The 17,347-nt window shown below is 62.5% G+C and carries 14 protein-coding genes; 5 read left to right on the forward strand and 9 right to left on the reverse strand.

Going from position 1 to position 17,347, the window contains the following annotated elements; translation table 11 throughout:
- Positions 1 to 260 precede the first annotated feature (260 nt).
- Positions 261 to 1,184, reverse strand: coding sequence for a formate/nitrite transporter family protein (locus tag SLW75_RS06990; protein WP_065988602.1), 924 nt, complete (start codon positions 1,182 to 1,184; stop codon positions 261 to 263).
- A gap of 186 nt (positions 1,185 to 1,370) precedes the next feature.
- Between SLW75_RS06990 and SLW75_RS06995 the strand changes: the two genes are divergently transcribed.
- A complete protein-coding gene (locus tag SLW75_RS06995; protein ID WP_065988601.1) occupies positions 1,371 to 1,856 on the forward strand; it encodes a GNAT family N-acetyltransferase in 486 nt (161 codons plus the stop codon).
- 5 nt (positions 1,857 to 1,861) lie between these two features.
- Here the strand turns inward: SLW75_RS06995 and pncA are convergent, their stop codons facing one another.
- The 5 genes from pncA to SLW75_RS07020 form a co-directional block, all read right to left on the reverse strand.
- Entirely contained in the window at positions 1,862 to 2,512 is a 651-nt protein-coding gene (gene pncA, locus SLW75_RS07000) for a bifunctional nicotinamidase/pyrazinamidase (RefSeq protein WP_065988600.1), read from the reverse strand.
- 50 nt (positions 2,513 to 2,562) lie between these two features.
- A complete protein-coding gene (locus SLW75_RS07005) occupies positions 2,563 to 3,528 on the reverse strand; it encodes a D-2-hydroxyacid dehydrogenase family protein (protein WP_065988599.1) in 966 nt (321 codons plus the stop codon).
- A 127-nt stretch (positions 3,529 to 3,655) separates the two neighbouring features.
- The gene (locus SLW75_RS07010; protein ID WP_065988598.1) at positions 3,656 to 4,309 is read right to left on the reverse strand and encodes a DUF1345 domain-containing protein; all 654 of its coding nucleotides are present in this window, start codon (positions 4,307 to 4,309) and stop codon (positions 3,656 to 3,658) included.
- Positions 4,310 to 4,477: 168 nt separating this feature from the next.
- Entirely contained in the window at positions 4,478 to 5,821 is a 1,344-nt protein-coding gene (gene gudD, locus SLW75_RS07015) for a glucarate dehydratase (RefSeq protein WP_410934013.1), read from the reverse strand.
- 86 nt (positions 5,822 to 5,907) lie between these two features.
- Positions 5,908 to 7,257 carry an MFS transporter gene (locus SLW75_RS07020; protein ID WP_065988596.1) on the reverse strand — a complete coding sequence of 450 codons (1,350 nt, stop codon included), beginning with the start codon at positions 7,255 to 7,257 and terminating at the stop codon, positions 5,908 to 5,910.
- 346 nt (positions 7,258 to 7,603) lie between these two features.
- Between SLW75_RS07020 and SLW75_RS07025 the strand changes: the two genes are divergently transcribed.
- On the forward strand, positions 7,604 to 8,317 hold the full coding sequence (locus SLW75_RS07025; RefSeq protein ID WP_065988595.1) for a FadR/GntR family transcriptional regulator: 714 nt from the start codon (positions 7,604 to 7,606) through the stop codon (positions 8,315 to 8,317).
- Positions 8,318 to 8,513: 196 nt separating this feature from the next.
- Here SLW75_RS07025 and SLW75_RS07030 read toward each other — a convergent pair whose 3' ends face one another.
- The gene (locus SLW75_RS07030) at positions 8,514 to 9,677 is read right to left on the reverse strand and encodes an alpha/beta fold hydrolase (protein ID WP_410934014.1); all 1,164 of its coding nucleotides are present in this window, start codon (positions 9,675 to 9,677) and stop codon (positions 8,514 to 8,516) included.
- A 189-nt stretch (positions 9,678 to 9,866) separates the two neighbouring features.
- Between SLW75_RS07030 and SLW75_RS07035 the strand changes: the two genes are divergently transcribed.
- The gene (locus SLW75_RS07035; RefSeq protein ID WP_410934015.1) at positions 9,867 to 10,952 is read left to right on the forward strand and encodes a CdaR family transcriptional regulator; all 1,086 of its coding nucleotides are present in this window, start codon (positions 9,867 to 9,869) and stop codon (positions 10,950 to 10,952) included.
- A 211-nt stretch (positions 10,953 to 11,163) separates the two neighbouring features.
- A complete protein-coding gene (locus SLW75_RS07040; RefSeq protein ID WP_410934016.1) occupies positions 11,164 to 12,300 on the forward strand; it encodes a glycerate kinase in 1,137 nt (378 codons plus the stop codon).
- A gap of 24 nt (positions 12,301 to 12,324) precedes the next feature.
- Here the strand turns inward: SLW75_RS07040 and SLW75_RS07045 are convergent, their stop codons facing one another.
- Positions 12,325 to 13,854, reverse strand: a complete 1,530-nt coding sequence (locus SLW75_RS07045; RefSeq protein ID WP_410934017.1) for an MFS transporter — start codon at positions 13,852 to 13,854, stop codon at positions 12,325 to 12,327.
- A gap of 152 nt (positions 13,855 to 14,006) precedes the next feature.
- Between SLW75_RS07045 and SLW75_RS07050 the strand changes: the two genes are divergently transcribed.
- A complete protein-coding gene (locus SLW75_RS07050; RefSeq protein WP_410934018.1) occupies positions 14,007 to 14,873 on the forward strand; it encodes a LysR family transcriptional regulator in 867 nt (288 codons plus the stop codon).
- A gap of 821 nt (positions 14,874 to 15,694) precedes the next feature.
- On the opposite strand, the gene SLW75_RS07055 is transcribed toward SLW75_RS07050, so the two are convergent.
- Entirely contained in the window at positions 15,695 to 17,146 is a 1,452-nt protein-coding gene (locus tag SLW75_RS07055; RefSeq protein ID WP_410934019.1) for a mannose-1-phosphate guanylyltransferase/mannose-6-phosphate isomerase, read from the reverse strand.
- Positions 17,147 to 17,347: the final 201 nt, after the last annotated feature.

Below are 17,347 nucleotides of genomic sequence, written 5' to 3' on the forward strand. Positions count from 1 at the left end.
GTCAGGGCCACGTGAGAGGACAGAAGCCTGCATTTTGCCTTTAAACGTAGTCGGGATTTCTTAAAAATAATTTAAGAAGGGCATGAGGGACTTTTTGGTGCTAGCCGAGGGGAGGGGGCACGCTGGAGAATTCTGATCGTGCTGTCAATTAGTGGGAGTGAGCTTGCTCGCGAATGCATTCCGTCAGGCGACCATGTTTTGTCTGGTCGGACGCTTCGCGAGCAAGGTGGAGCGCCACCCCGGTCACTCCTACAGTTGCCTTACGCGCCTTTGCGATCCGATTCTGCTTTGGGCTGACCCAGCTCTTGCTTCAGCTTTTCGTCCAGCGCTTTCTTCTTGCCTTTCTTGTCCGGCGTTTCGCCTTCGCTGCGGATCTGCGCATGGCTGATCAACGCGAAAATGAAGCTGCCGCCGATGATGTTACCGGCCAGTGTCGGGCCGGCGAAGATCATCCAGAAATCCTTCCACGGCAGTTCGCCGGCGAACACCAGATAAGACACCTCAGCCGAGCCAACGACAATGTGGGTGAAATCCCCCAGCGCCATCAGGTAGGTGATCATCACGATGATGCCGATTTTCGCGCTTTCCATGGACGGGATCATCCACACCATGGTGGCGATCATCCAGCCGGAAATGATGCCTTTGGAGAACATTTGCCAGGTGTCGTTCTCCATCACCTTGCGGCCGATTTCGAGGAAGGCCTGATCGGTCTTGGTGTCGAAGATCGGCAGATGCAGCATGACGTAGGCCACCAGCAACGTGCCGCACAGGTTGCCCACCAGCACCACGGTCCACAGCCGCAACAGACGCACGACATTGTTCAGCGTCGGCTTGCTCATCACTGGCAACACGGCAGTCAGGGTGTTTTCGGTGAACAGTTGCTGACGAGCAAGAATCACCGCCAGAAACCCTGCGCTGTAACCGAGGCTGGCGATGACTTTGAAACCTTCGGCATCGGGCAGTCGCGAGTTCAACAACCCCATCGCCATCAGGGACAGGCCCATGGTCAGCCCGGCCGCGAGTGCCGACCAGAACAGTGCAGCGACGTTACGCTCCAGTTCCTGATCGCCCTGCATGCGGATGGTTTCGTGAAGGACGGCGGCCCGGGGCGGCTGGTTTTCGTCGATGTCGCGTTCTTCTTCCGGCGTCAGGCCGGGGGTCTTGCCGTCTGGTTCGTGTTCCATGGCGATCCTTTGGGTGTCAGTGCACGTTGAAACGTGTTCTTTGGGAGAGTGCTCGGTTCAAGAGTGCTCGGGAGGCGACGGTTCGCTTGCACAAGCTTGCTGCGCGGCGCTGCTGCTTGAGACACAATCCGTTACCCGTCGTTCGCCAACGGCGGCAGCCTTTTCATTGATGTGGGAGAACCTCTTTTGACCCTTCACATTCGCGACGCCGCCCGTGCCGACGCCGCCGTCATTCTGGGCTTCATCACCGAGCTTGCGATCTACGAAAAAGCCGAGCACGAGGTCAAGGCCAGTGTCGCCGACATCGAGCGCAGTCTGTTCGACGAAGCCTCTCCGGCCAAGGCGCTGATCTGTCTGCTGGAGGGCCAGCCCATCGGTTTCGCCGTGTACTTCCTGAGCTACTCCACCTGGCTGGGTCGCAAGGGCCTGTACCTTGAGGATCTGTACGTGTCGGCCGCGCAGCGGGGTGTCGGCGCGGGCAAGAAGCTGCTGCGCCATCTGGCCCGGATCGCCCAGGACAGCGGCTGCGGCCGTCTGGAATGGAGCGTGCTGGACTGGAACCAGCCGGCGATCGACTTCTATAAATCGATCGGCGCCGAGCCCCAGGACGAGTGGGTGCGCTACCGGATGGAGGGGGAAGGGTTGAAGCGCTTTGCAGAAGGGCAGGATTGAGCCATCTAGTCAGTCAGCTCTGCACTGTCGATCCGGTTGACGCCCGCGAGGGCCATGTCTTTCCAGGCCTGGTCCAGCGAGCCGTTCAGGTCGATGGCCTTGCACGCATCGGCGATCACCCAGGTGTTGAAACCCGCCGCCCTGGCGTCCAGCGCGGTCCAGGCCACGCAGAAATCCAGGGCGAGGCCGACCACGAACACGCTGTCGATGCCACGCTCGCTCAGGTAGCCGGCCAGCCCGGTGCGCGTGGTGCGGTCGGCTTCGACAAACGCGGAATAGCTGTCGATGCCGGCGTTGCAGCCCTTGCGCAGGATCAACTGTGCGTGGGTGATGTCCAGGTCGGCGTGCAACCGGGCACCGTGGCTGCCTTGCACGCAGTGATCGGGCCACAGCGTCTGCGCGCCGTAGGGCAGGGTGATGCTGTCAAACGGCGCGCGCCCGGCGTGGCTCGACGCAAACGACACATGCCCGCGCGGGTGCCAGTCCTGGGCCATGACCACGTTGCGAAACTGCGCGCCGAGGCGGTTGATCAACGGCACCAGGGCATCGCCTTCGGCCACGACCAGCGCGCCGCCGGGCATGAAGTCGTATTGCATGTCGATCACCAGCAACGCGGCGCGTGGGTCGGAGGGCAATCGGGAAAGCGGCGTGGTCATCATCTGAGTCCTTGATGCAGTGAGTCTTGGGGCAATGAGTCGGTTCGCGGTCAGGCCAACACGCGGATCGGCGCGCCGGCGTGCCAGGCCTGAATGGCCTCGATCATCTGGTTGAAAAACATCCGGTAGTTGTTCTCGGTCACGTAGCCCACGTGGGGTGTGGCCAGGACGTTGGGCAACGTGCGAAACGGGTGATCGGCGGGCAGCGGCTCGACGCTGTAAACGTCCAGGGCGGCGCCGGCGATTTTATTCTGTTTGAGCACCTCGATCAGCGCGTCCTCGTCGACGATCGGCCCGCGGGCGGTGTTCACCAGATACGCCGTCGGCTTCATGCGGTTTAGCGAATCGGCATCGACCAGCCCGCGGCTGCGCTCGCTGAGCACCAAGTTCACCGAGACCACGTCCGCTTGCTCGAACAGTTCCTGCTTGCTGACGTAGGTCACGCCATGCTCGGCGGCCCGTTCAGCGGTGAGGTTCTCGCTCCAGGCGATCACCTTCATGTCGAAAGCCTTGCCGTAGCGGGCGATTTTCTGGCCGATGCTGCCCAGCCCGACGATGCCCAGGGTCCTGCCGTACAAGTCGCTGCCGATGCCGATCTGCCAGTCGCCCGCGCGCAGGGAATTGGCTTCGTCGACCAGGTTGCGGGTCACGCCCATGATCAGCGCCCAGGTCAGTTCAGGCGCCGCGTACTTATAGCTGTCGGTGCCGACCACGGTGATGCCCAGGCGCGCGGCGGCCTTGAGGTCCAGCGCCGCGTTGCGCATGCCGCCGGTCACCAGCAGTTTCAGGTTCGGCAGCTGACTGAGCAGGGCGTCATCGAAAACCGTGCGCTCGCGCATCACGCAGAGGATCTGAAAGTCCTTGAGGCGGGCGACCATGGCGTCGGTATCCGCCGGGTAGTCATGGAGAAAACTGACCTCGCCGATCCGCTGCAATACGGTCCAGTCCACAACGTGTTCGGCGACCGATTGCCAGTCGTCGAGTACGGCAATCTTCAGCCCGGAATCCTGAGTCATTGAGCGAGGCCTCGTTCAGCAGCGATGTTGGATTTGTGGCGGTCACAGTACGCCTGCGCGGGGCGGTCTGGAAGTCCGTGTGTGGGAGTGAGCTTGCTCGTGAAGGTGCTGGTACCTGCGCTGAATGTCAGTTAAACAACCCCGCCGCGATGTTGATCGAGAACCCCAGAATCGAGGTGTTGAACACGAACCCGATCAGCGACTGCGCCAGCACCACTTTGCGCAGGCCGCGCGTGGCGACGCCGACGTCGGAGGTCTGCACCGCAACGCACAAGGTGAAGGAGAAATACAGAAAGTCCCAGTAGTCCGGGTTCTCTTCGCCATCGGCAAAGCGCAACGCCGGCTTGTCGCCGTTCCAGGTGTAGAACACCCGGGCGTAGTGCAGGCTGAAGACCACGCCGATCAGCAGCCAGGAGCCGAGGATGGTGAAGCCGGTGAAGGCGTAATGCAGCGCTTTATCGGCGTCCTTCATGTCCTGAATGCCGGCCAGTTCGAGGATGATTGCCGCCAGGCTGGCAATGGCCGCCACGCAGACGACGAACAGCACCACGCCGGCGTTTTCGTCCTCGATTTCGGCCACCCGGCGCACGTCCTCCGCGCTGGATTTGAAGGTGCGGCGCATGATCATCGCCATGTACAGCCAGCCGGCGACGTTCCAGCCGATCAGGCATTTGCTGATGACTGAAATGTCGGGGGCGACGAACGCGCTGGCGATACCGGCAGCGACGCCCACAAGGGTGGCGATGGTCAGGCGGGGGTGGGTCTTGGCAAGGCGGGACATAGAGGAATTCACGGCAGTGAGATGCGCGAACAGTAGCACGCGGCCGCTACAGCAGATGATGAAGAAAAACGGCGCGCAAGGGGTTACGCGCCGGTCGCCATTTGGCAGTTTAGGTGAATCTGTTAACCGGCCCGTCCAGTGGGAGGTTGACCGGTTGAAATCACTGAATCAGCGAACCAGACACGGCTGCTTGTTGTTGAACGTCCAGTTGGGCACCAGAAACTGCATCGCCACGCTGTCATCCCGCGCGCCGAGGCCCATGCCTTTGTACAGCTCGTGGGCCTTGGCCACCTGGTCCATGTCGATCTCGACCCCCAGCCCGGGCTTCTTCGGCACCTGAACGCTGCCGCCGATGATCTGCAGCGGCGCCTTGGTCAGGCGCTGGCCGTCCTGCCAGATCCAGTGGGTGTCGATGGCGGTGATGTTGCCCGGCGCAGCGGCGGCCGCGTGGGTGAACATCGCCAAGGAGATATCGAAGTGGTTGTTGGAGTGCGAGCCCCAGGTCAGGCCCCATTCGTTGCACATCTGCGCGACGCGCACCGAACCCTGCATGGTCCAGAAGTGCGGGTCGGCGAGCGGGATGTCCACAGATTGAAGCTGGATGGCATGACCCATTTCGCGCCAGTCGGTGGCGATCATGTTGGTGGCGGTACGCAGGCCGGTGGCGCGACGGAATTCAGCCATCACTTCGCGGCCCGAATAACCGTTCTCTGCGCCACAGGGGTCTTCGGCGTAGGCCAGCACCTTGTGCTGATCGCGGCACAGACGCACCGCTTCTTTCAGTGACCAGGCGCCGTTCGGGTCGAGGGTGATGCGCGCTTTCGGAAAACGTTCGGCCAGCGCCGTCACCGCTTCGATTTCCGCATCGCCGCTGAGCACGCCGCCCTTGAGCTTGAAGTCCTCGAAACCGTAGTGCGCATAAGCCGCCTCGGCCAGACGCACGACGGCTTCCGGGGTCAGGGCTTCTTCGTGGCGGACGCGAAACCACTCGTTGTCCGCGTCGGCTTCGGTGCGATAGGGCAGGTTGGTTTTCGTCTGGTCACCGACGTAGAACAGGTAACCGAGCATCTTCACTTCGTCACGCTGCTGGCCCTCGCCGAGCAGCGCCGCGACCGGCACCTCAAGGTGCTGACCGAGCAGATCCAGCACTGCAGCTTCAATGCCGGTGACCGCGTGGATGGTGATGCGCAGGTCGAAGGTCTGCAGGCCGCGACCGCCGGCATCGCGCTCGGCGAAGGTGCGGCGCACGTCGTTGAGGATCTTCTGGTAGTTGCCGATGCTGCTGCCGACCACCAGGGAGCGGGCGTCTTCGAGGGTCTGGCGGATTTTCTCACCGCCAGGGATTTCACCCACGCCGGTGTGGCCGGCGTTGTCCTTGAGGATGACGATATTGCGGGTGAAATACGGACCGTGGGCGCCGCTGAGGTTGAGCAGCATGTCGTCGTGGCCGGCCACCGGAATGACCTGCATGTCGGTGATGACGGGGGTGCTGCCGGAATGCTGTGTGTTCATGTCTAAATCCTTGTGAGTACCCAGCGCGGCGGGGGCGCTGTCTTTACGGTCTTCATTGCTCAGAGCTCAGGGCCCAAGCGCTTGGCTCAAGTGTGGCTGGGTGTGACGTCGACCTTGGCCACCGGCACCGCGCCGGGCTTGGGCGTCGTGCGCACGGTAAACACCAGAATGGCGGCGATGATCGAGGTGACGGTCAGGCCATAAAGGCCGCCCTGGATCGAACCGGTCTGCTGTTCGAGGATGCCGAAGGTGGTCGGCGCAACGAAGCCGCCGAGGTTGCCCACCGAGTTGATCAACGCGATGACGCCGGCGGCGATCCGTGCATCCAGATAGCCCTGGGGGATCGGCCAGAACAGCGACGATGCCGATTTGAAGCCCATCGCCGCGAAGCAGATGGCGACGAAGGCGAACACCGGACCGCCCGTGGTCGACATGAACATTCCGGCCGCCGCGATCAACAGGGCCACGGCAACCCACGCCTGCTGGTGTTTCCACTTGGCCGACAGCGAGGCAAAACCGTACATGCAGACGATGGCGATGAACCACGGGATCGAGTTGAACAGACCGACCTGGAAGTCGGTGAGATCGCCCATCTTCTTGATGATGCTCGGCAGCCAGAACGTCGCCGCGTAGATCGTCAGCTGGATGAAGAAGTACATCAGGCAGAACAGGATGATCTGCGGGTCCTTGAGCAGTTTGCCGATGGACAGCTTGACCGGGTTGGCCGCTTCGCGAGCTTTCTGTTCAGCGTCGATGGTGTTGACCAGCGCGTCTTTCTCGGCCTCGGTCAGCCATTTCGCGTCGTGGGGTTTGGAGTCAAGCCAGAACCAGACGAAGAAGCACAGGCCGACGGAGAACATGCCTTCGATGAAGTACATCCACTGCCAGCCGTGGAAGCCCAGCGCGTCGATCTGCAGCAGCAGGCCGGAGAGCGGGCCGGAGATCACCGACGCAAAGGCCGAGCCGCTGAGGAAGATGGCGATGGCCTTGCCACGCTCGACGCCGGGCAACCAGCGCGTGAAGTAGTAGATCACGCCCGGGAAGAACCCGGCTTCGGCCACGCCCAGCAAGAAGCGCAGGATGTAGAAGTGGGTTTCGGTCTGGATGAACGCCATGCACGCCGCGACGATGCCCCAGGTCAGCATGATGCGGGTCAGCCAGATGCGCGCGCCGACTTTCTGCAGGAGGATGTTGGAGGGGACTTCAAACATCGCATACGCGATGAAGAACAGGCCGGCACCGAAGCCGTAGGCGGCCGCGCCGATACCCAGGTCATGTTCCATGTGACTACGCACGAAGCCGATGTTGACCCGGTCGATGTAGTTGACGATGAACATGATGACGAACAGCGGCAGGATGTGTCGTTTGACTTTCGAAACCGCCGATTGCAGGACGGAATCGGTGGCGTCATCCGCCCGTGATGAGGATGTGTTCACTCTGGTAACTCCCACTGATTATTTTTATGCGGGTAATTAAGCAAGTTGTGTGTGACAAGGTGTGTAGGCCCTGTTGCCAGTCATCATACAAGTAATGATCGCCTTGGCAACCGTATTTGCGGGGCTTGCGGGAAGTATTTCGTCGGGCTAGTCTCGCTTGTCTGACAAGTTGGATGAGTGGGTGTGGGGTGCTGAGTGGCTGTGTTTCCAAGGGCCCCGGTCGTATCGCCTTGGGTTTCCAGCGAGTGGTTTGATACGAGTGACGAGCCTGGGGTGTCAGGAAAATACAAGTGGACGGCAGGCGTTGCCAGCCGTCGTTATTTCAATACTTATAGGACGACCTTTTTTGAACAGCACCGGACCCTTGCCACCCAAGCGACGCCAACACAGCCTGGCGACGGACCTGGTCACCGACCTGAGTCAGCGGATTTTGATGGGCACCATTGCGCCCGGCGCGAAACTGCCGTCCGAGAGCGAGATTGTCCGCGAGCACGGCGTAAGCCGCACGGTGGTGCGTGAGGCGATTTCCAAATTGCAGGCGTCCGGGCTGGTCGAGACCCATCAGGGTAAAGGCACCTACGTGCTGGCGCGTTCGGAGCAGAGCGGGCTGCACCTGAAGGTGGAGACGGCGTTCAGTGTGCGGCACATTATCGAGCTGCGCATGGGCCTGGAAACCCAGGCCGTCGCCCTGGCCGCGCAACGCCGGAGTCAGGCCCAGCTGACGGCGATGCGCGCCGCGCTGGATGATTATCAGGACCTGCTGGCCAAGGAGGACAGCTGCGTCGAAGCAGACCGGCGCTTTCATCTGCTGATCGCCGAAGCGACCGGCAATCCTTATTTCGTGGAGATCCTGCAAAACCTCGGCATCGCCGTCATCCCCCGCAGCCGCATTGCCACCAGCGAACGGGCCGGCGCGAGCCTCACCCACAGTGCGTATCTGGCCAACCTCGAACACGAAGCCATCCTCGCCGCCATCCGCCGCCAGGACCCCGACGCCGCCCGCGCCGCGATGTGGACGCACCTGAGCAACAGCCGAGAACGGCTGGCGCCGGTTGAGTGAAGGTCTTTATCGCTCGAAATGTGTGGCGCTCACACCGGCCTCTTCCCGGCTGAAGCCGGTCCTACTGTTTGAACGCGGTCGTCCTGTAGGACTGGCTTTAGCCGGGAAAGCGTCGGGCGTCACACCGCAAAATTCGTGGCGCTCACACCGGCCTTTTCCCGGCTGAAGCCGGTCCTACGAAGCGTGCGCGGTTCTACTATGGGTACGCCAGCACCTCCATCATCACCCCCGACTGCCACTCGAAATACGGATTGAACGTCAGCCGCGCGAAGACCTTGCCTGGCTCTCGATAGCCCCAATCGGAATACCACACCGGCTCGCCATTCAGGCACTTTTGCATGTCGGCGGATGACTGGCCGTTCCAGCAGATCCGCTGGCTGCCGTTCACGCCATACAGCGGATTCGCCGGGGAGAACATCAGCCCCATGTGCGAGAACCGGGCGATGCGGTATTCGGGCAGGAAGTCGTTGCGGACCACTACCTTCGGGTTTTTCTGCCCCGGTGCCGGTTCGTTGCCATACCAGATCAGCCGGCTGAGCGGATGGATGAAGCGCGCGTTGAAGGTGTCCAGCACGTAAGCGGTGTCCAGCACCGAATCGTGCTCGGTGATGGCGACGAAGACCGGCTTGTCGTAGGCCCCTTTGTCGAGATGCTTCTGCGCCAGCAGCGCGCTGCGATAGAACTGGGCGAAACCGTTGGTGGGCACGTTCAGGTAGCGGACCGGCGTCTGCATCGGGCGCACGCCATCATCCGGTTTTGCCAGCCAGGGCCTAAACCAGCCGATGTATTGGGTGACCCACGCGTAGGTGTTCGCCGGTTTGAACGCCGGAGAGAACAGCACCAGGCCGGCGATATTCGAGTGCTCGTAGGCGTAATCCAGCACCAGATTCGCCCCGGTCGAAAACCCGCCCAGATACACCGTCGGCACCTCCCGCTCAAGAAGCTGCGTCTGCTCGCGCACCACCTGCTGCCACTGCTTGAGCGTCACATCCAGCATGTCCGCCGGCTTGCTGCCATGCCCCGGCAGCAACACTGTGCGCACCAGAAACCCCTGCGCGGCGAGCGCCTCGCCGACGTCATTGAACGACCAGGGCGAGTCGCCCAAGCCATGCACCAACAGAATCCCCCGAGTGGCTGGCGCTTCGGGCCGCCATTCCCGAGGCGCATTCCATTCGATCTCGGCAGGGTGATCGGTCGTCTGAAAGGTGCGGTTCTCCTGCATCCAGTCAATGGTCTGCTGGCGATACTCGGCAAAACTCGCCTGCCCCAAAGGCGGCTCGCTGGAGGCGCAGGCCTGAAGAGTCATGGCGCAGAGGAGGAGGGTGACACGGTGCAGCTTTTTGATGGCAGTTCTCAACATAAATAGGCATTACTCGATAGGGCCATAAAGGTACGGTCGCACTCTGCCACGGCCTCTCGCTGTTGGATATCGATGCACTCAGGACTGGCGCGAGAAGTCTTGGAAAAATTCAGGCAGACTCCCACCACCCACAAAAACAAGACCTGATGTGTATGAACCCTCATTCCCTTTGCTGTGCAGCCACCCCTCATGTTCGCCCTTGACCACGCCCTCGCCCAGGACATCGTCGACCGGGCGATGGCGATTTTGCCGTGCAACGTCAATGTCATGGATTACCTGGGCATCATCATTGGCAGCGGCGAGGTGGAGCGGTTGTACACCCGGCATGAGGGGGCGCAACTGGTCCTCGCCAACAGCCGCGTGGTGGAGATCGATTCGCACACGGCGCGGCAGCTCGACGGCGTGCGCCCGGGGGTGAATCTGCCATTGATGCTGGATCAGAAACTGATCGGCGTGCTCGGTATCACCGGCGAGCCGGATGAGGTGCGGGTCTACGCGGAGCTGGTGAAGATGACCGCCGAGATGCTCATGGAGCATCGACGCCAGCAGGCTGATCAGCAGTGGCGGCATCAGCGCAGTGAAGACTTGCTGTCGCAGTTATTGCTCGGCGACAGCGCTGCCCACTTGGTCGCCGAAGCTGAACAGTTGGGTCTGCAGCCGCAGTTGCCGCGCCAGGCCGCGTTGCTCGAACTGCCTGAAGACGCCACCTATGCCGCTGCCATGAGTGCGTGGCTGTCGGGGCGCTACGCCAACAGCTGGTGCCTGCCGTGCGAGCCGGGGTTAATTTACTGGTGCCGTGCGCTGGGCAAAGACCGTGATGACAACGTGTTACTGGCGCTTTTCAACGAACAAGGCTGGCCAGTGCAGCGCATGGCGACCGTCGAGCCATCGTCAGACCTCCCCTCCCTGCGCGCCGCGTGCACCGCCACCCGCGACCTGCTCGAATACGCACGCCACCTGCGGCCGGCCGTCAAACTCCTGCGTCTGGCCAGCCATCGCGTCGCGCTGCTGTTTTGGCGCAACCGCCACGACTGGTTGGCCGAAGGCATCGCCGAGCCGATTCAGCGCCTGCTCGACAACCCGCAGTTGCTCGACACCCTGCGCGCCTGGTTCGATTACAGCGGCGAAAGCCAGGCCTGCGCCGACGCGCTGGGCATCCATCGCAACAGCCTGCGTTACCGGCTCGAGAAAATCACCGAACTGACCGGTTGTGATCCCTACCGGACCGAAGATCTCTTGCGCCTGTACCTCGGCGCGCAGATGGTGGCCAGGTGAGGGCTTTTGGGGGGCGGGGACAGATTGATTTACGGTGAAGCGCTGTAAATAAATCAGTCCCCTAAGCTGGCAGGCGCGCAGATGGCCGTCAGGTAAGAGGCTTTCGCGGCTTTGTTCGTATGAACAACCGAGAGAGCCACCTGTTGTGCAAGCGTAAGGCGGTAAAGTCGCCCCACGGTGCGAAGATCGGCCATCAGACAAGGAGAACAATATGAAAATCGTCATCGCCCCGGACTCTTTCAAAGACAGCCTCAGCGCCCAGAGTGTCGCCCAAGCCATTGCCCGCGGGCTGAGGGATGTCTGGCCAGACGCAGAACTGGTCGAGTGCCCGATGGCCGATGGCGGGGAGGGCACCATCGAAGCGGTCTTGGCGGCGTGCGACGGTGAATGGATGAGCAATCAGGTCAGCGGACCGCTGACTCAATCGGTGCAGGCACAGTGGGGGTGGCTGGCCGAAACGCGCACGGCGATCATCGAAATGGCCATGGCCAGCGGTTTGCAACTGCTGAGCCTGGACCAGCGCGACGCAACCACCACCAGCACATTCGGCACCGGCGAGCTGATCAAGGCCGCTCTGGATGCCGGCGCCGAGCGGGTGATTCTGGCCATCGGCGGCAGCGCGACCAATGATGCCGGCACTGGCATGCTCTCGGCGCTGGGCGCGCGCTTTCTTGATCACGACGACCAGGCCCTACCGGCCGGTGGTCTGGCCCTGGCGCAACTGGCGCGAATCGACCTGACCGGGCTCGACCCGCGCTTGAACAGCGTGCAGTTCGAAGTCGCCGCCGACGTCAACAATCCCCTCTGCGGCATGCAAGGCGCCTCGCACATATTCGGCCCGCAGAAGGGCGCGTCGCCCGAACAGGTGCTGGCGCTAGACGCAGCGCTGGGGCATTTCGCCGAGCACTCGGCTCAGGCGCTGGGCCGCGACGAGAGCGAATATCCGGGAAGCGGCGCAGCAGGCGGCATGGGCTTCGCGGCCAAGGCCTATTTGAACGCGTCGTTCCGCCCCGGTGTGGAGGTGGTGGCCGACCTGACCGGGCTGGCCGAGGCGCTGGAGGGTGCAGACCTGGTGATCACTGGCGAAGGCCGTTTCGACGCCCAGACCTTGCGCGGCAAAACGCCGTTCGGCGTCGCCCGGATAGCGCAGCGCAACAACGTGCCGGTCATTGTGCTGGCCGGGACACTGGGCGAGGGCTACACCGACCTGTATGCCCACGGCATCAGCGCCGCATTCGCCGTGACAAGCGGGCCGATGACGCTGGAATTCGCCTGCGCCAACGCGGCGACGTTGCTCCACGACCGCGTGCGGGATATCGCCCGGGTGTGGGCCCTCGCTGCCCGTTGACGCTGGCCTGATCGTTTCCGTCGATCAGGCGGTCTTCAGGTGCATCAGCGGAATCGGTTTGCGCATCAACGTGCCCACCAGCACCGCCGCGAACAGCGCGATCAGACCTGCCACCCACAGCACCGAGCCGAAGCCCGAGACGAAGGCATCCCGGGCCAGCGGCTCAATCATGCCCCGCGCGCCGGCATCCATGGTTTGCAGCGCGGCGTGCATGTCGCCGGCCACCACCCGTGACGCGATGTGCTCGGCCTGATCGAGAAGACGGGGCGTGACAGTCGTCAGTGAGTCTTTCAGCGAACCGAGCGTATGACTGGCGAGCAGCGCGCCGTAGACGCCGATCGCCAGCATGATCGCGCTGAAACGCATGGTCGTGCTCATCCCCGACGCCATGCCGGTGCGTTCCCGTGGCACGCAGGCCATGATGTTTTTCTGCGTGTCGCCATTGAGCAAGCCCGCGCCCGCACCGGTCACCGCCATCGCCGCCGCGAACGCCGGGTAGCCGCCAATCCCTGTGGCCCAGGCGCACAGCAGGTTGCCGATGCCGACGAGGGTCAGGCCCAGCGCCATCATGGCGGCCGGCGACAGGTGGCGTGAAAGCGTCGGCCCGAAGCGCGGCAGCAGCAACATGGTGATCGCGAAGGGCAGCATCCCCAGCCCCGAGCCGATGGCGCTGAAGCCCAGACCGTTTTGCAGGTAAAACGGCAGCAACGTCATCATCACCTGGGCGCAGCCGGCGTAGGCGAACATCCCGAGCAGGGCGCCGATGAAGCGCGGGTAGTTGAACAGCTGCAAATCGACCATCGGCCGCCGTTGCAGGCGCTCGGCGATGACGAACAGCACGAGGAGCACGGCCCCCGCTGCCAGACGCATAGACGTGAGCGGGTGGTCCCAGCCGATTCGGTTGGCTTCGATCAGGCCCCAGATCAGGCTCAGCAGGCTGGCGCTGAAAAACAGGCTGCCCCACGGGTCGAGACGCGCCGACTGCTCGTTGCGCGTCTCCTCGATGTTACGCAACACCATCAGCAGCAAGCCCAACCCCACCGGCAGGTTCAGGTAGAAAATCCAGCGCCAGCCAATCAGGTCGGCGATCAGCCCGCCCACCGTGGGCGCTGCGGTCATGGCCACGCCCATGCAGGCGCCCCAGAACGCCCAGGCTTTGGCGCGCTCGGCTTCATCGTGGAAAACGTGGCCGATGGTCGCCAGCGCCGAGGTCAGCAGCAAGGCCGCGCCAACGCCCTTGATCGCCCGGGCGATGTCGAGGAACAGAATGTCCGCCGCCGCGCCGCAGCCCAGCGAGGCCAGAATGAACAGCACCAGCCCGGTGACCAGCATGCGCTTGCGGCCAAAGCGATCCGCCAGACTGCCCGCCGGCAGCAGCAGCGCGGCGAAGGCCAGCATGTAGGCGCTGACGACCCACTCGATGTCGGCGAACCCGGCATTCAGGTCCCGCGCGATGCTCGGCAGGGTCACGACGACAATATTGGTGTCGAGGACGATCAACGCGCACACGCCGGAGGCCGTGAGCAGGGTCATGCGGGGACTGGGTCGAGACATGTGCGGGGCTCCGGGGGGGCTGTTAGGTGCGGACTAACGCGGGTGGTGAAGAAGTGGGGCGGGGTGGTGCTTCGCCGCAACAGAGTAAGCGGATATGCCCTATGCTCTGTTACCCGCGCCTCGCGTTTTCATTACCTGCCAGGTAACGCTCCATGGAAATCCGCCATTTTCGCTACTTTCTGGCGGTCGCCCGCCATCGGCATTTCACCCGCGCGGCCGAGCAGTTGGGCATCGCGCCGCCGACGCTGACGCGTCAGATTCAGGACCTGGAAAATGCCTTGGGCACCCGACTGTTTCTGCGGGAACAGCGGGAGGTGAGGCTGACGGAGGCCGGGCGCGCGCTGCAGATCGAGGCGGAGCTGGCGGTGCGTCAGTTTGAAACCGCGCAGTACAACGTCCAGCGCGCCGGCCGTGGCGAGGCCGGCAGGATCGAGTTGGGCTACGTCGCCTCAGCGGTGTTTTCCGGGGTGTTGCAGCAACACGTCAGTCAGTTTCGGCAGCGCTATGGGGCGGTTGAATTCAGCATCAACGAGCACCTGATGCCGACGCTGCCGCGGCTGATCGAGGAGGGGCGGCTGGACGTGGGTTTTATCCGTTCTCCCATGCAGCTGCCGGATGCCTTGAGCGCCGTGGAGTTGCTGACGGAGGGTTTCGCCCTGGCGCTGCCGGACAGTTCGTGGCTGGGCAAGCTGAAGGTCATCACTGCGGTGAATCTGCAGAACGAGACGTTCATTCTCCCCGAGCAGATTTCCGGCACGCTGGAGGTGGCGGCCCACGGCGGTTTTGCGCCGACGCTGGGTCCGCAGCCGGGAGGGCTGGTGTCGGTGATTGCGTTGGTGAGTCTGGGGCAGGGGGTGGCGGTGGTGCCGGAGTCGGTGGTTGATCATATTCGTTTGCCGAATGTGGTGTATCGGCGGATTGAGGATTGTCAGCCGAGCTCGTCGTTGTCGCTGATCCACCGACGCCACGAGAAGGCGCCGGCGGTGATGAGGTTTATTGAGTACGTCAAGGGCGTATGAAGATCAAAAGCGTCTGCCTGGGGGCAGACAGTTTCGCCTTTGGCGAGTTACTTGATAAAGCCCCAAGTAACCAAGGGCTTGTGCTCCTGGTTGGGCCCCTCCTGCGTCGGGGTTCCTTCACTCCGGTCTCGCTCCGTGGGCCCGCGCCGAACGGACATCCATGTCCTGACGGCGCTCTCGCCGCATCCCTGCGGCTCGGCCCACTGCGCGAGACCTGCGTTCAGCCTGCACCCAAATCGCGATTAGCGGTGTTTGAGCCTTTTTTGTATGAAGATCAAGATCAAAGGCGCGTTTAAGCAGATCAAAAGCTTCCCGGCTGAAGCCGGTCCTACGGGAGCGCGCGGTCTGTGGTGGGACCGGCTTTAGCCGGGAAAGGGGCGGTTGCTCTGATCGTTCCCACGCTCCGCGTGGTAACGCCCCTCCGGACGCTCCGCGTCCCGCAGACAACGCGCATTCAGGCCGGGGGAGTTGACGCGGAGCGTCACGGCTGCATTCCCACGCGGAGCGTGGGCACGATCAAGTGAGGCCTATTGACTGCACGCGTCGTAGGACCGGCTTTAGCCGGGAAGCTTCTGCTCTTGCCTTCGCTTTTGATTTTATACGCGCTAGCCCAGACACCGCGAAACGCGACTTTGGTGCAGGCTGAACGCAGGGCCCACGGAGCGGGACCGGAGTGAAGGAACCCTGAGGAACGAAGGGCCCAACCAGGAGCAAGCACCCTTGGTTACTTGGGGTGCTTTTCCAAGTAACTCGCCGAAGGCGAAACAGTCTGCCCCCAGGCAGACGCCTTTGATCTTGATCTTGATCTAATGAGGCTACGCCTAAGCTTTCGCAGCCTCAGGCACCCGCCCATACACATCGGTAAACCGCACGATATCGTCTTCCCCCAGATACTCCCCGCTCTGCACCTCGATCATCACCAGGTCAATCACCCCCGGATTGACCAAACGATGGGTGTGGCCGGGCTGAATGAACGTCGACTCATTGGTGTCGAGCATGAACTCCTTCTCGCCATTCGTAACACGCGCCATGCCACTGACCACAATCCAGTGCTCGCTGCGGTGGTGATGCATCTGAAGCGACAAAGACGCCTGCGGTTTCACCACGATGCGCTTGATCTTGAAGCGCTTGCCCTCCTCAAGCACCGTATAAGTCCCCCACGGCCGGGTAACGGTGTTGTGCAACAGATACGCCGGATGGCCCTGACGCTTGAGCTCCTGAGCGATGATCTTGACCTCCTGACTGCGATCGGCGTCGGCGATCAACAAAGCATCCGGCGTGTCGATGATGATCAGATTGTCCAGACCCACCGCACCCACCAGGCGCTTTTTCGAGTCGATGTAGCAGTTGGTCACGTCGTGCAGCACCACCTGGCCGTTGCACTGGTTGCCGTTTTCATCCGCCGGGGCCAGCTCGCGAATGGCGCGCCACGAACCGATATCGCTCCAGCCCATCTCGCAGGGCACCACCGCGACCTTCTGCGAACGCTCCATCAACGCGTAATCGATGGAAATGTCCGGTGCCTGGGCGAAGGTCGTGCTGTCCAGTTCGATCTGCAACTCGTTGCGGCCTTCCTTGGTGTTGCACTGCGACAGGCAATGGCGCACGGCGGCCAGCACCTCCGGCGCGTGAGTGTCCATTTCGTTCAGCAGCACATCGACGCGCATGCAGAACATCCCGGCGTTCCACAAATGCAGACCGCCTGCGAGATAGTCCTGGGCGGTGACGGCGTCGGGTTTCTCGACGAAGCGCGCGACCTGGTAGGCCTCGCCACCGAGGGCCTGGCCTTTCTCGATGTAACCAAAACCGGTGTCTGCGCGGGAGGGAATCAGCCCGAACGTCACCAGCCAGCCTTCGTCGGCCAGTTTGCGTGCGCTTTGCACGGCCGTCTCGAAGGCGGCGACGTCACTGATGAGTTGGTCAGCCGGCAGGATCAGCAGCTGCGCGTCGTCGCCGTAGCGCGCCTGAACGTGCAGCGCCGCCGCAGCGATGGCAGGGGCAGTGTTGCGGCCGAACGGCTCGAGCAGAAACTCGAGCGCCAATTGGTGCTTGTTCAGCAGCCGATAGTCATCGACAGTGCGGAAATACACATCCCGATTGGTGACGGTGAGAACGCTTCCAACGCCGTCCAGCTGGCTGGCGCGGTTGAACGTCTTCTGCAGCAGGCTTTCGCCGTCCGGCAGGCGTATGAAGGGTTTGGGCATCGCCTCCCGTGAAACAGGCCACAGCCGGGTGCCGGCGCCGCCAGCAATAATGCAGGGAATCAGTTGCATGTCGTTTCTCGCCTTTTCGATCCGTGAATCAATGACTCGGCGGCATGCCAGGCCAATCGGTAAAAAGTCAATTTACTGACTTTTAATTCAGGACCGGTCAAATTAGCCAATTATTTGTCGATTAAGCGCTTTCCTCCGATGCATTTCAAGGGTCTGTAACGCAGAATTAACGCCTCTCGTCCCTTATCTGCGGGGCGCTGG

It is taken from the genome of Pseudomonas sp. W5-01, assembly GCF_046540435.1.
Taxonomy (GTDB): domain Bacteria; phylum Pseudomonadota; class Gammaproteobacteria; order Pseudomonadales; family Pseudomonadaceae; genus Aquipseudomonas; species Aquipseudomonas graminis_B.

Bases quoted from the DNA above. Each gene is read 5' to 3' on its own strand.
- SLW75_RS06990 (WP_065988602.1), bottom strand. From the start codon at position 1,184: ATGGAACACGAACCAGACGGCAAGACCCCCGGCCTGACGCCGGAAGAA.
- pncA (WP_065988600.1), bottom strand. From the start codon at position 2,512: ATGACCACGCCGCTTTCCCGATTGCCCTCCGACCCACGCGCCGCGTTG.
- SLW75_RS07005 (WP_065988599.1), bottom strand. From the start codon at position 3,528: ATGACTCAGGATTCCGGGCTGAAGATTGCCGTACTCGACGACTGGCAA.
- SLW75_RS07010 (WP_065988598.1), bottom strand. From the start codon at position 4,309: ATGTCCCGCCTTGCCAAGACCCACCCCCGCCTGACCATCGCCACCCTT.
- gudD (WP_410934013.1), bottom strand. From the start codon at position 5,821: ATGAACACACAGCATTCCGGCAGCACCCCCGTCATCACCGACATGCAG.
- SLW75_RS07030 (WP_410934014.1), bottom strand. From the start codon at position 9,677: ATGTTGAGAACTGCCATCAAAAAGCTGCACCGTGTCACCCTCCTCCTC.
- SLW75_RS07035 (WP_410934015.1), top strand. From the start codon at position 9,867: ATGTTCGCCCTTGACCACGCCCTCGCCCAGGACATCGTCGACCGGGCG.
- SLW75_RS07040 (WP_410934016.1), top strand. From the start codon at position 11,164: ATGAAAATCGTCATCGCCCCGGACTCTTTCAAAGACAGCCTCAGCGCC.
- SLW75_RS07045 (WP_410934017.1), bottom strand. From the start codon at position 13,854: ATGTCTCGACCCAGTCCCCGCATGACCCTGCTCACGGCCTCCGGCGTG.
- SLW75_RS07050 (WP_410934018.1), top strand. From the start codon at position 14,007: ATGGAAATCCGCCATTTTCGCTACTTTCTGGCGGTCGCCCGCCATCGG.
- SLW75_RS07055 (WP_410934019.1), bottom strand. From the start codon at position 17,146: ATGCAACTGATTCCCTGCATTATTGCTGGCGGCGCCGGCACCCGGCTG.